The sequence below is a fragment of the Candidatus Pelagibacter sp. Uisw_106 genome, from assembly GCF_047724975.1.
Classification (GTDB): Bacteria; Pseudomonadota; Alphaproteobacteria; order Pelagibacterales; family Pelagibacteraceae; genus Pelagibacter.
Window position 1 is genome coordinate 141,185 of the sequence record NZ_CP159819.1, and the last position, 13,655, is coordinate 154,839.

Sequence of the window (13,655 nt, forward strand, 5' to 3'; positions counted from 1 at the left end):
TTTATGGGAAATAAACTTAAAGGATATGTTTTTAGCAGACCATTTATGGGTGAAAGAGTTCCACAAGGTGTTCAAAATTTATTTTTAAGGGATTACTGCAAAAAAAATAATTATAATTTTGATTTGAGTTCTGTTGAATACTGTATGGATAATTCATTTATCCATTTAAATAATTTACTTTTAAATTTAAAAAATTATGACGGGATCTTAGCCTACAGCCTTTTTCAAATGCCGACAGACCCTGATGTAAGAAAAAAATTTATGTTAAAGGTGATTAAATCAAAAAAAAGCTTTCACTTTGCAATTGAAAATATTGTAGTGAGAGATACTACATCTCTGCAAAAAATAGATGATATATGGGCCATCAAACAATCCATTTAAAATATGAAAATATTTATAATTGGATCATCAGGTGCAATAGGTTTTAACTTATATAGATTTTTAAAAAAAAAAAAATTAAATGTAATAGGTACTTATAATAAAAACAAAAAACCAAATTTAATTCATTTTTCCCTTGGAAATACAGAATCTGAAAATAAATTACTTAATAAAATTAACAAAAATGATTTAATTTTTTTTCTTTCATCTTATACAGATGTCTCATGGATAAGAAAAAATAAAAAAAAATCTGAGAAATTAAATATTGTTTTAACTAAAAAATTTCTTTTTAAATTAATAAAAAAAAAGATTAAATTTTTTTATTTTTCATCAGCAGAAATATTTAATGGAAAAAAAGGATTCTATAATGAAAATAGCAAAACTAATCCTGTAAATTTTTATGGTAAACTTAAATTTAATATTGAAAATTATCTAAAAGATACAAAATACGCAAACTATCACATAATTAGAACTGGTCGAAATATAGAAATGTCAGATGAGTATAGTTGTATGATTAAGGATTGTTATTTAACATTAATGAAAAGCGATGCCAAAATGGCTGAAGATAATTTATTTACAATTACCCATCAAGTAGATTTCTGTAGAGCAATTTATAAAATAATTAAGTTAGTAAAAGTGCCAAAAATACTACATGTTGTTTCTAGCCATGTAATATCAAGAATTAATTTTGCTAATATAATAATTAAATCAAGCTTAAATTCAAAACATATGTCTTATAAAAAATGTAAGTTCAAAGATATAGATTATGGAGAAAAAAGAGCCGCAAAAAATAATTTAGATGGAACTTTTACAAGTGAAGTATTAAATATTAAGTATACAAAACCTGAAAAAATAATAAAAGAAAAAGTAAAATTAATTGATAAAAAATATTTTAAATGAAAATAAAACCAAATATTATTCAGAACAAAAAAACTATATGTTTTTATGATAAAAATTTGATTAGTGTATTGAAAAAAAAAGCTAAAAAAGCAAAAAATAAAAGATCAAGAATACTACTTCACACATCCTCAAAAGCCCAAGTACAGGAAATGATTATTGCCCTTCACAAATCAAGTGACGTTCCAGCTCATCAACATCCATCCAATAAAAGTGAATCTTATTTTATAATAGAGGGTAAAATGCAACTAGAAATTTATGACAAATCAGGAAAAGTAAAAAAAGTTGTTCAAATGGGATCAGTAAATTCTGGAAAACCTTTTTATTATAGAATGTCAAAAGGAAATTCATGGCACAAGCCTTCAGCAACTTCTGAGTTTTGTATTTATCACGAAACTTTTGCAGGACCCTTTATTAAGTCAAAAGATGTTAAATTAAAAAATAATAATTAGTTAATTATGAAAGTTAAGTTTTTTGACCTTAAAATAACAGATAAAAAAATTAAACAAAGTTTGATTAAAAGATTTTCTTCATTTCTTGATAAAGGAAATTTTTTTATTGGTCCAGAGGTATTTAGATTAGAAAAACTGTTAGCAAAAAAAAATAATTCAAAATATTGCGTTTGTTTAAGTTCAGGATCTAGTGCTTTGTATTTAGCGTTAAAAGCAGCAGGTGTTAAACGTGGAGATGAAGTTATAACGACTCCTTTATCATGGATAATAACATCTAATGCAATAATGGAATGTGGTGCGGTACCTGTATTTGTAGATATAGACGACTCTTTAAATATGAATGCAAATTTAATTGAAAAAAAAATAACTAAAAAAACGTCAGTAATTTTGGCTATGCATTATTCAGGATTAATGTGTGACATGATAAAAATTAATAAGATTGCTAAAAAAAATAATTTAAAAGTTGTTGAAGATGCAGCCCAATCATTTGGTGCAAAATTGAATAATGATTTTTCAGGAAATTTTTCTGATGTGTCATCTTTTAGCTTAAATCCAATGAAACCTTTGGCAGGTTATGGTGAGGCAGGCTTTATAACCACAAGCTCAAAAAAAATATATTCTAAAATTCTAAAATTGAGACATGCAGGAACTGTATTTGATAAAAAAAAGACCAACATGAATCTTTGTTATGAAATATCTTTAAATCATAAAATTGATAATATTAATGCTTCACTACTATTAGAATCACTAAAAAATTTTGACAAAAAATATGCACGTATTGAAAAATTATCAAAAATCTATGAGGAAAATTTGCCAAACTATATTGTATTACAAAAAATAAGTAAAAATAAGAAACATGCGAGATATGTTTTTCCTATTTTAGCTGAAAATAGAGATAGATTAAGAGATTACCTTAATAAAAAAAACATAGAAACAAAAATTTTTAATAAACCGCTCATACCAGATGCCCCTGCTTATAAACATTTATCTAAAAAAAATAATCTAACCAATGCAAGGAATATTTTAAAGAGAAATTTAATTCTACCATGTCATGAAAAGATGAGTGTGAAGCAAGTTTTTTTTGTAATCGATCAGATAAAAAAATTTTATGAAAAAAATAATTAAAAAAAATAACTGTAGAGCCTGTAAAAGTTATAATTTAAAAAAAATATTAAAATATAACGACTCACCGATTGGCGATGATTACAGAATGTATGCCCATAATCATGAAAAGTATCCGATAGAAGTTTATTTATGTAAAAGCTGCGGACTGACACAGCTTCTTCATGTTATTAGCCCTAAAATATTATATTCAAATTATATATATAAAACACAAGATTCACCTGGATTAACTGAGCACTTTATAGATTTTGCACGTAAAGTTTCTAAAAAATTAAATATAAAAAAAAAAGCAAAATTTTAGATATTGGTAGCAATGACGGAGTTTTGCTAAAAGAGTTTAAAAAAAGAAATAATGTTGTTTGTGGAATAGAGCCAGCAAAAAAAATAAGCGATCTTGCAAACAAAAATAATATAAAAACTTATAATGATTTTTTAAATAGAAAGTTATCAAATAAAATAATTAAAAATGAAGGTAAATTTGATTTAATTATTTCAAATAATGTTTTTGCAAATGTAGATGACATCAACGAATGGATAGTAAATATCAAAGCTATGTTAAAAAAAGATGGTACTTATATTTTTGAAACATATTATTTATATAAGCTTATGAAAAATAAAGTTTTTGATTTTATTTATCATGAGCATTTAAGTTCATTTTCTATTAAGCCATTAAAGAAATTTTTTAGTAGACATGATCTAGTCCTTTATAATGTTGATTTAATAAATACAAAAGGGGGATCCATAAGATGTTATGTGGCGCACAAAAATCAAAAAAAAATTTCAAATGTTATTAACAGTTTGATTAAAAAAGAAATAAAATACGGATTATATAGTGAAAATAAGTTTAAAGAGTTTCAAAAAGAAATAGATAACTTAGCAAATAAAACACATAATTATTTTTTAAATTTAAAATTAAAAAAAAACAACTTAGTAATTGGTTATGGTGCGTCTATTTCTTGTACAACGCTTTTATATCATTTTAATATCAAAAAATTTATAGATATACTTGTGGACGATAATAAAGTTAAATTAAATAGATTCCTACCAGGGTCAGAATTAAAAGTTTATAAGAGTACAGAAATATCTAAACCCAAAATTGAATATATTATAATTTTAGCTTGGAGATTTTCTGATATGATTTTAAAAAAAATAAAAAAATTAAAAAGGAAGAATAAAATAAAGGTTATTATTCCTTGTCCAAAATTTAAAATAATTACTTTATGATTGATAAAGTTGATTTATGGAACATAGATTTTAATGCAAAGTACATAATCAGAAAATTGAGCTATGCTCTTAAAAATCGATTAATTAGCCAAGGAAAATTGACACTTGAATTTGAAAAGAAATTATCAAAAACAGTAGGTTTACCTTATGCCGTTTGCACAAATAGTGGAAGCTCAGCATTTTTATTATTATTAATTACTCTAAACTTAAAAAAAGGTGATGAAATTATTATACCAGATAGAACATGGATTTCAGACCTTCATGCTCCTAAAATATTAGGACTGAAAATTAAATTAGTGGATGTCGAAGATGAGAGACCTGTAATTAATCTCCAGGCATTAACTAAAAAGATTACAAAAAAAACAAAAGTTATAGTAGCTGTTCATTTGGGGGGCAGACTAGTAAATATAAATCAAGTTATGAAGATAGCAAAAAAAAGAAATATAATAATAATTGAAGATAGCTCACAAGTATTTGGAACAAAGAATAAAAATTTTGGTTTAGGCCGTAATTCCTTAGCTAGCTTCTTTTCTTTTTCTGTGGCTAAAATTGTTTCTAGTGGTCAAGGTGGTTTTATTGCAACAAAAAGTAGAAGTTTGTATAAAAAACTTATTCTTAATAGATCTCATGGTGTAAAATTAGAAAATAATCGTGAAAAATGGTCTAATGTTGCATTTAATTTTAAATTTACAGATATCCAGGCATGCCTTGGAATTGGAGAATTGATTAAAATTAATGAAAAAAAGAAAAAGTTACAAAGAATTTATAATAAATATTTTAATGAAATTAAAAATTTAGCTCATATTAAAATTATACCTATCAATCTTAAAATAGATGAAGTACCGCTTTATATAGATGTCGTAACAAAATATAGAAAAAAATTATTTGACTATCTTAAAAAAAAGAATATTCAGACTAGACCATTTTATCCAAGTATGTCTGAGGCTAAATATAACAAAACAAAAGGAAATTTTAGAAATTCTATTTATTTTTCAAATAATGGCTTGTTTTTACCAAGTGGTCCAGATTTAAAAATGGAAAAAATTAATAAAGTTATTAGAACCCTCAAAGAGTTTGAAGCTAAAATAAAATGAAATCAAAATTTTTTTTTGTTTCTGTTACTTTGATTATATTTTTAATAACTTCAACTTTTTTTTTGTTTTCTAATTCAAATATTGCACAACAAATTAAATCTTATGTTCCACTAGAAATTAAAATATTTTTAAAAAAAAATTTCTTTTACTTTCCCAATCTCGTTAAAGAAAATCAAGAATTAGAAAATAACAATAATGAATTATATATTCGAATTTCTAAATTAGAAAACTTAACAAATTTTGAAAATGAAAAATTTTTTCCTAAGACTCAATTTTTAGACTTAAATTATCAAGAGATTCCACTTGATTTGAAAGGAGATATTATTTTTGAGAGATATGGTTCATACGCAGTTCCTTTTTATATTGATGTTTATAAAAATGATTTAATAATTACCAACAAGGAGGGTAATTTTTTTTATGAAAAAATAGATAATTTATTAAGTGCTAATTTTAATTTACGTGAAGTGGAGACAAATCTACCATCTGGTGAAATTTTGGATATTCTAGTATTTGAAAATCAATTATTTGTTTCTCAAGCAACTAAAGATGAAAAAGGATGTCATACTAACAATATTAGTATTTATAGTGCCATTGTAAGTTTGAGATATTTAGATTTTTCAGAATTTTATGCAAACCCACTAAATAATAACAAAAATAAAGTAGATAAATATTGTGATAATAAAATGTCACCTGTAGGTGGAGCCCTAGAAATTGACACTATCAATAATACAATTTTAATTACAGGTACTATTTTTGATAATAAATTTGAAAAATTTAAATCAAATGAAATTGATGGAAATTTTCTTAAAACAAACAAATTTGCTTCTATCTTTTCAATTGATCTCATAACAAAGGAAAAAAAAATAATTTCAATAGGTCACAGAAATCCTCTAGGCTTAATTAAGAATAAAGAGGGTTATATCTTATCTACAGAACACGGACCCAGAGGAGGAGATGAAATAAACAAGATTATAGAAAATAAAAATTATGGCTGGCCAATTGTTTCTGCTGGCGAACCTTATGTAACTAAAGCGAATGATATTTATTTTTATAAAAAAAACCACGAGAAAAATGGTTTTGAAGAACCTATATATTCATTTGTTCCATCAATAGGTATCTCAAGAATAATTGAAATAAATGACAATTTTTCAAGTAAATGGCAAAATAATTATTTTATAACATCGCTAAGAAATAAATCGTTATATAGGGTTGAGTTTGACAATAAATTTACAAAGGTTAAAACTATTGAAAAAATTAATGTTGGAAAAAGAATTAGAGATATATCTTATTCAAGCACAAAAAAACTATTTTTTTTAGCATTAGAAAGCAAGCAAGCTAATTTAGGAATATTATACAAAAAATAAAATGGAAAAATTTTTTATTAGCAAGGTGCACAATTCCACAAAAAGAAATTATGTGGAAAGAATGATTAATAACAAAATTCAATGCATGAAAGTAGCAAAAAAGTATAGCTATGATTATTGGGATGGAAATAGAATGTATGGGTATGGTGGATATAAGTTTATTCCTGGAAGATGGACACCAATCGCAAAGAAAATAATTAAAGATTACAAATTAACTAATAGATCTAGTATTTTAGATTTAGGCTGTGGAAAAGGTTATTTGTTATTTGAAATAAAAAAAATTTTACCTAAAATTAATATATTAGGTTATGATTATTCTAAATACGCAATTATAAATTCAAAAAAAGAGATTAAAAAATATTTAAAAGTTAAAGATATTAGGAATAAGTTTAGTTTCAAAAATAATCAATTTGATTTAGTTTTATCACTAGGAACATTACATAATTTTGAATTAAGTGATTTATATAAAACAATTAAAGAAATAAATAGAATTGCTAAAAGAAAATATATTATGGTAGAATCGTTCAGAAACGATACAGAGCAATTTAACCTTCAGTGTTGGGCATTAACATGTCAAACATTCTTGTCTAAAAAAGAATGGATAAATTTATATAAATTTTTAGATTATAAAGGTGATTTTGAATTTATTTATTTTAAATAATGAAAATCAAACTCTCAAAAAAATATATCCTATATGAAGATAAAAAAAGTAAATCTAAGTCATTTTATCTTAAAAATCCTTACCAAAAAATTGATGATAAAATCATCGAATTTCTAAAAAATTTTTCGAAAAAGAATGATAATTCTGATGTTCGAGTTTGCCTGCATGAAAGTAATAAAAGCCTTCACCACGACATGGTAGTACTTCAAAATAAAAATAATTTTTATAAACCTCACATGCACACAAAATGTGGAGACACCATAATGTGCATTGATGGAAAAATGGGATGTTTTATATTTAATAAATTTGGAAAAATAACTACAAAAACAGTAATAAAAAAAGGTGAATTTTTTAAGGTTAAAGAAAAAATTTACCATACATTTATTCCATTAAGCTCAAAAGCTATTTTTTTTGAAACGAGATCGGGTCCTTTTGATCCCCGAAAAAAACAATTAATACCATCTTGGTCTCCATCAAGTGAAAAAGAAAAAATTAAATTTAAATCTTTTTTATACTCATTGATTATATGAAAAAAAAAATAAATGTTTTTATATCAGGTAATTTTAACATAGTTCACCCTGGACACATTAGATTATTTAAATTTGCAAAAAAAATAGGTAACAACTTAACAGTAGCAATAAAATCAGATAACCTTGCAAAATCTGACGCTTATATAAACGAAAAACTTAGATTTGATGCTTTAAAAAATATATCCTTAATAGACAATCTTTATATTGAAAAAAAAAATATCAATAAGCTAATTTTAAAATTGAAGCCAGACATAATATTAAAGGGCAAAGAGTACAAAAAACAAAAAAATTTAGAAGAAGATGTTCTAAAAAAAGTTAAAGCAAAAATAGTATTTAGTAAAGATAATGTAATTTTTTCATCTTCTGATTTAATTTCAAAAGAGATAGATAACACAAATGAAAGTAATCAGATCATATCTGATTATTTTTTAAGAAATTCAATTAAAAAAAGTAATCTTAAAAAATTAATTTCAAACTTTAAAAAATTAAATGTATGTGTAATTGGAGACCTTATAATCGATGAATATAATTACTGTGAACCATTGGGAATGTCACGAGAAGAGTCCGTAATAGTAGTTAAGTTTAATGATAAAAAAACTTTTTTAGGTGGGGCTGGAGCAGTAGCATCTTATGCAAAAAAATTGTGCAATAACGTATATTTTTTTTCTGTAATGGGAAAAGATAAAATAAATAAATTTGCAAATAGCGAGTTAAAAAAAAGAAAAATCTTTAATAATATATTAGTTGATAATACTAGACCTACAACTGTTAAGGTAAGATTTAGAGATGAACAAAAAAGCTTACTAAGAGTTAGTTATTTGGACTCATCCCAAATTGACATTTCACTTCAAGATAAACTTTATAATGATTTTAAAAAAATAAGTAATAAATTAGATTTAGTAATCTTTTCTGATTTTAATTATGGCTGCCTACCTAAGAAATTAATTGATAGAATTTTTGATTTATGTAAAAAAAAAAATATTATGATGTCAGCGGATAGCCAATCTTCCTCTCAAGATGGTGATATTTCTAGATTCCAAAGTATGAATCTAATTACACCAACAGAAAAAGAAGCCAGATTATGTATTCTAGATAATGAAATAGGTATTGAAAATTTAATAAAAAAGATAATGTTGAAATCTAAATCAAAAAATACAATTTTAAAGTTAGGTTCTGAAGGTTTAATTGTTTCTAAGTTTTCAAATAGTAAATTTTCTAAAGTAGATAGATTACCTGCAATTAATAAAAATAAAATTATTGATGTATCAGGAGCAGGCGATGCGATGCTTACAATTGCGTCCTTAAGCTTAGCTTCTAATTCAAGCATATGGGAAGCTTCATACCTTGGTTCGATTGCATCAAGTATAGCAATAACAAAATATGGTAATATTCCAATTTTATATAGTGATCTAGTAAAAGAAATTAAAGATTAAATGAAGGCATTTATACTTGCTGCTGGAATTGGTAAAAGATTAAGACCGTATACAAAAAACATACCAAAATGTTTAATTAAAATTAAAGGTGTTCCTTTATTAGACATCTGGGTAGATAAACTATTAAACGCAGGTATTAAAAAAATATATATTAATACTTTTTATCTTAGTGATAAACTGGAAGGTCATATTAATAAATCTACATATAAAAAAAAAATTAGATTAATAAAAGAAACAAAATTATATGGAACAGCTGGATCACTATATCGAAATATTAAATATTTTTTAAAAGAAGAAAAGATTATTTTATTACATGGTGATAATTACTCACTTGAACCAATAGAAAATTTTATAAATTTTCATAATAAATATTCAAAAAATAAAGATTTAACACTCATGTCATTTAAAACAAAATATCCAAGCCAATGTGGAATAATAAAAAAAAATAAGAAAAATTCTATGATTGCGTATTATGAAAAAAAAAAAACATTTCATGGATATTTTGCCAATTCAGCAATTTATGTTTTAAACAAAAAATTTATTGTTAATTATAAAAAAAAACATAGTACTGCTTTTGATTTTTCAAATGATATTATTCCTCATTACATTAATAAAGCTAACGTCTTTCACTCAAAAAAAAAATTTGATGATATAGGCACGGTACAGATTTATAAGAAATATATTTAAATTTATGAAGTACATTAAAATAATATTTTTAGAACCAATAATTATAATTACTTTTGTACCATCAATTCTTTTCTTATTAATTATGATTCTTTTTAAAAATATATTTCCAATTAAAATTGGATTTCTTCATTCAAATCGATTGGGACATTTTGCTGCAAATACAGAATTATATATATTAAAAAAAAAAAATTTAAGATCAAATCTTTAGACTTATTTTATTTAGGTAGAAAAGAAATATCTAATATGTATTTAAAAAAATTATGGGAAAAAGAATTAAATATCTTACCATATTCGCTATTAAGAGCTCTAGATCTAATCATAAGATCTAGTCCATTAAAAAAAATATTTAGTTGTAACTATATTTCTAACACAGATAGGGATTTACATAGTTTGTATGAAAATTATTCTCCTAAAATCTCAATATCAAAAAATGACAAAAAAAAATTATTACAGAAATTCAATTTAAAAGATGATGACAAGATAGTATGTGTTAATGTTAGAGATGGTGCATATTTAAAAACTATTTATGATCCAAAGCATCATAATTTAAACCATCATAATTATAGAGATTGTAAGATTGAAAACTTCAAAGAAACCATAAATTATCTTTTAGATTTAAATTATAAGGTTTTTAGAGTTGGTGTGAAGAAAGAAAATTTTCTCGACATAAATCATAAAAACTATTTTGATAGATCTTACACTCTTAATAGAGAGGATTATATTGATGTTTTGCTAGCTGAAAATTGTCAATTTTGCATATCTACAGGCTCAGGTTTTGATGCATTACCAAGAATATTTAGAAAACCTATACTTTTTGTAAATCTTTTACCAATCATAAATTATCACTCTTTTTGCAAAAAGGATTTAACTATTTGTAAGCATCTTTATGATAGTAAAAAACTATCTATACAGGATATATTTTATCAAAAATTTTATAATGGGCTAGATACTGATTTTTATCTTAAAAATGGCTTACAGGTCGTTGAAAATTCTTCAAATGAAATTTTAATCGTTACTAAGGAGATGATTGCAAGATTAAATAATGAATTTATTTTAACTAAGGATAATTTAGATCTTCAAAAACTTATAAAGAATAAAATTCAAAATCTAAGTAAAGATAAATTTAAACATGGAAAACTTTTATCTGATTTTGGGGAAGATTATTTAAGAAAAAATTTTTATGATTAGTTTTTAATTAAAAAAAGAAAAAATATTAGAATATTTCTTATGAACAATATATAGTGGCTAAGTTAAGTTATGGAAACATTAAATAGAATATATCAAGTATTGAATAAAAAAGAAAAAAGAGATTTCAAATTTCTTTTCATGATTTCATTTATTACAATGTTTTTGGAAACTTTAAGTATATCCATGTTAATACCCCTTTTAAATTTAGTTTTAGCTAGTGATGTTGATAATAGTATTATCTCTAATTTTCTTTTAAAATTTGAGGGTATTGATCTTTTAAATTATCCCTTTATTTTATTAATATTAATTTTATGTGTTTTCTTTTTTAAAACAATTGTATTGATATATTTCACATATTTTAAAAATAAGTTTATTTATAATTTTAGAGCATCATTATCCAGTAGAATATATGAAAATTTAACCTATTCTGATTATGATTATTTTCTTAATACAAATTCATCAATAATTATAAACTATTTATCAAAAGAGATTGATGAATTTATATCTTTAGTAGATTCAGGAATAACCTTTTTTACAGAAGCAATTATTATTACTGGGTTATTAGTTTTTATAATTTTATATGAACCACTATCTATTTATGCAATGTTATTTTTTGCGTTATTTGCAATATCAATTTATTTAATTACAAAAAATAGAATAGAAAATTGGGGCAATAAAAGACAGCACCATGATGGCTTAAGAGCAAAAGCAATTACCGAAATAGTAGACGGAATAAAAGAAATTAAACTTTCACAAAAAGAAGAGTATTTTTTAAAGAAATTTAATGTACATAATTTTGGTTCATCTATGATAGGAAAAAAAATTAGTACGGTAGTTCAAATTCCCCGTATTTTGTTAGAATTTATGGGTGTTTTTGCATTAATAATTTTGATTTTTAGCCTTAAACTATACGGTGTAAGCAATGAAGAAACATTAGTAATATTAGGAATATTAGCTGCAATCTCATTTAGAATATTGCCATCATTGAATAGGATTTTGAATACCAGTCAGGCTTTGAAATTTGGAAAAACTGTAGTTTATTTAGTTTATAAATTAATCTTTGAGATGAAACCAAGGATTAAAATCAAAAATAATAATATTTTTAATTTTAAAAATTTCAGAGAAATAAATCTAAAAAATATTATTTTTTCTTACGGTTCTAGTAAAAATAAAATTATAGATAACCTCTCACTTAAAATTAAATCAGGAGAAATGATAGGCATTAAAGGCAAAACGGGGGGTGGGAAAACCACCTTCCTAAATATTTTGTGTGGAATAATTTTTCCAAAAAGTGGAAAAATATTAGTAGATGATCAAAATATTTTGGAAAATGTAGCTGAATGGCAAAATATGGTTTCTTATGTTCCTCAAAATACATTTTTAATTGATGACACAATAAAAAAAAACATAGCCTTGGGTATTGAGGATATGGAAATGAATATTGAAAAAATAGATCATGCAATCGAACAAGCTGGTTTAAAATTATTTGTAAATAGCTTAGATCATAAATCAAACACTATAATTGGCGAGAGAGGTATAAAATTGTCTGGTGGTCAGAAGCAGAGATTGGGAATAGCAAGAGCTTTATATAGGGATTCTGAAATTTTGATCTTAGATGAAATTACAAGTTCATTGGATGAAAAAACAGAAAATGAAATTATAGAAGAAATAAAAAATTTTGTACCTAGAAAAACAATAATCATGGTTTCTCATAAAAATACATCATTAAAATACTGTAAGAATATTTATGAATTTTATAATGGAAATTTAAATTTAGCCATAAAATGATAAATTTTTTAATTAAAGAAATATTAAAAAAAAATCACAAACTTAGAGATAAATATAAAGATCAAGAGTGCTATATTTTAGGTAATGGTGCATCAATTAAAAATTATAATTTGAATCTTTTAAAAGATAAAAATGTTATAATATGCAATTGGATGTCTCTTCATAAAGATATTATCAATTTAAAAAATATTATTGCTTATATAGAGTGTACACCTTTTTGGTTTTTTCCTTATTTTAGACACCCCTATACAAAGAAATTAAGACCAAGTTTTCATAAAAAATTATTTCTTGAAAATTATAGTAAATTAAATTGTCCATTATTTCCCTCCGTATCTAACTTTTTTTTTTTAAATAAAAGTACAACATTTTTTTTACACGACTTTGGTAATAAAGATTTGAATTTTAAAAATTTTGATATTTGTAATAAATTTTCTTTATTGGGTGGAGCTTCATATACAATGTTAGCTATAGCAAAATACATGGGATTTAAAAAAATAAACCTAATAGGGCTTGATTACTGGATGACTGAACCAATTATTGGCCATTTTTACGAAAAAACTATAACAAAAAACGAAAAAAATATTAATTCTATAAAAGATACCAAACACAACAATGACCGTTTGTTTTTAAACCAAGTGACTTCAGAAATTGACACATTAATGATTTGCCCAAATGGGTTTAAGAGTGAATTGGTTAAAAGTGTCAATTACAGTGATTTTTTCCAAACGAAAGAAGAAAAAAATGAAAATAATGAAATTGTAAGTTTCAAAAACTTGGAAGCATTATCAAAATGTGGGTGGCAATATGATCTTTTTTAGATTAAAAGATTTTACAATT

Annotated in this window: 16 protein-coding genes; all 16 read left to right on the plus strand. The window is 23.9% G+C overall.

Annotated features, from left to right (window positions below):
* The first annotated feature begins 3 nt into the window (after nt 1–3).
* The 16 genes from ABXT45_RS00720 (at nt 4) to ABXT45_RS00795 (ending at nt 13,636) form a co-directional block, all read left to right on the plus strand.
* A complete protein-coding gene (locus tag ABXT45_RS00720; RefSeq protein WP_415313751.1) occupies nt 4–381 on the plus strand; it encodes an LIC12192 family sporadic carbohydrate cluster protein in 378 nt (125 codons plus the stop codon).
* Nucleotides 382–384: 3 nt separating this feature from the next.
* The gene (locus tag ABXT45_RS00725; protein WP_415313753.1) at nt 385–1,278 is read left to right on the plus strand and encodes a sugar nucleotide-binding protein; all 894 of its coding nucleotides are present in this window, start codon (nt 385–387) and stop codon (nt 1,276–1,278) included.
* Nucleotides 1,275–1,727 carry a WbuC family cupin fold metalloprotein gene (locus ABXT45_RS00730; RefSeq protein WP_415313754.1) on the plus strand — a complete coding sequence of 151 codons (453 nt, stop codon included), beginning with the start codon at nt 1,275–1,277 and terminating at the stop codon, nt 1,725–1,727. Before ABXT45_RS00725 ends, ABXT45_RS00730 begins: the two co-directional genes overlap by 4 nt.
* A gap of 6 nt (nt 1,728–1,733) precedes the next feature.
* Entirely contained in the window at nt 1,734–2,852 is a 1,119-nt protein-coding gene (locus ABXT45_RS00735) for a DegT/DnrJ/EryC1/StrS family aminotransferase (RefSeq protein WP_415313755.1), read from the plus strand.
* Nucleotides 2,836–3,150 carry a class I SAM-dependent methyltransferase gene (locus tag ABXT45_RS00740; protein ID WP_415313756.1) on the plus strand — a complete coding sequence of 105 codons (315 nt, stop codon included), beginning with the start codon at nt 2,836–2,838 and terminating at the stop codon, nt 3,148–3,150. Before ABXT45_RS00735 ends, ABXT45_RS00740 begins: the two co-directional genes overlap by 17 nt.
* Nucleotides 3,151–3,173: 23 nt before the next feature.
* Nucleotides 3,174–4,073 (plus strand): methyltransferase domain-containing protein, encoded by a 900-nt coding sequence (locus ABXT45_RS00745; RefSeq protein WP_415313757.1) that lies wholly within the window; start codon nt 3,174–3,176, stop codon nt 4,071–4,073.
* Nucleotides 4,070–5,167: an aminotransferase class I/II-fold pyridoxal phosphate-dependent enzyme gene (locus ABXT45_RS00750; RefSeq protein WP_415313759.1), complete on the plus strand. Its 1,098-nt coding sequence runs from the start codon at nt 4,070–4,072 to the stop codon at nt 5,165–5,167. The genes ABXT45_RS00745 and ABXT45_RS00750 overlap by 4 nt, the downstream gene beginning before the upstream one ends.
* On the plus strand, nt 5,164–6,531 hold the full coding sequence (locus ABXT45_RS00755; protein WP_415313761.1) for a PQQ-dependent sugar dehydrogenase: 1,368 nt from the start codon (nt 5,164–5,166) through the stop codon (nt 6,529–6,531). Before ABXT45_RS00750 ends, ABXT45_RS00755 begins: the two co-directional genes overlap by 4 nt.
* A 1-nt stretch (nt 6,532) precedes the next feature.
* Nucleotides 6,533–7,192 carry a class I SAM-dependent methyltransferase gene (locus ABXT45_RS00760; protein ID WP_415313762.1) on the plus strand — a complete coding sequence of 220 codons (660 nt, stop codon included), beginning with the start codon at nt 6,533–6,535 and terminating at the stop codon, nt 7,190–7,192.
* Entirely contained in the window at nt 7,192–7,722 is a 531-nt protein-coding gene (locus ABXT45_RS00765; protein ID WP_415313763.1) for a WbuC family cupin fold metalloprotein, read from the plus strand. The genes ABXT45_RS00760 and ABXT45_RS00765 overlap by 1 nt, the downstream gene beginning before the upstream one ends.
* Nucleotides 7,719–9,155, plus strand: a complete 1,437-nt coding sequence (locus tag ABXT45_RS00770) for a PfkB family carbohydrate kinase (protein WP_415313765.1) — start codon at nt 7,719–7,721, stop codon at nt 9,153–9,155. The genes ABXT45_RS00765 and ABXT45_RS00770 overlap by 4 nt, the downstream gene beginning before the upstream one ends.
* A complete protein-coding gene (locus tag ABXT45_RS00775; RefSeq protein WP_415313766.1) occupies nt 9,156–9,842 on the plus strand; it encodes a nucleotidyltransferase family protein in 687 nt (228 codons plus the stop codon).
* A 4-nt stretch (nt 9,843–9,846) separates the two neighbouring features.
* Nucleotides 9,847–10,050 (plus strand): hypothetical protein, encoded by a 204-nt coding sequence (locus ABXT45_RS00780; protein ID WP_415313767.1) that lies wholly within the window; start codon nt 9,847–9,849, stop codon nt 10,048–10,050.
* Between the two features lie 35 nt (nt 10,051–10,085).
* The gene (locus ABXT45_RS00785) at nt 10,086–11,030 is read left to right on the plus strand and encodes a TIGR04372 family glycosyltransferase (RefSeq protein WP_415313769.1); all 945 of its coding nucleotides are present in this window, start codon (nt 10,086–10,088) and stop codon (nt 11,028–11,030) included.
* A 69-nt stretch (nt 11,031–11,099) separates the two neighbouring features.
* Entirely contained in the window at nt 11,100–12,818 is a 1,719-nt protein-coding gene (locus tag ABXT45_RS00790) for an ATP-binding cassette domain-containing protein (RefSeq protein WP_415313771.1), read from the plus strand.
* Nucleotides 12,815–13,636, plus strand: a complete 822-nt coding sequence (locus ABXT45_RS00795; protein ID WP_415313773.1) for a hypothetical protein — start codon at nt 12,815–12,817, stop codon at nt 13,634–13,636. Before ABXT45_RS00790 ends, ABXT45_RS00795 begins: the two co-directional genes overlap by 4 nt.
* Nucleotides 13,637–13,655: the final 19 nt, after the last annotated feature.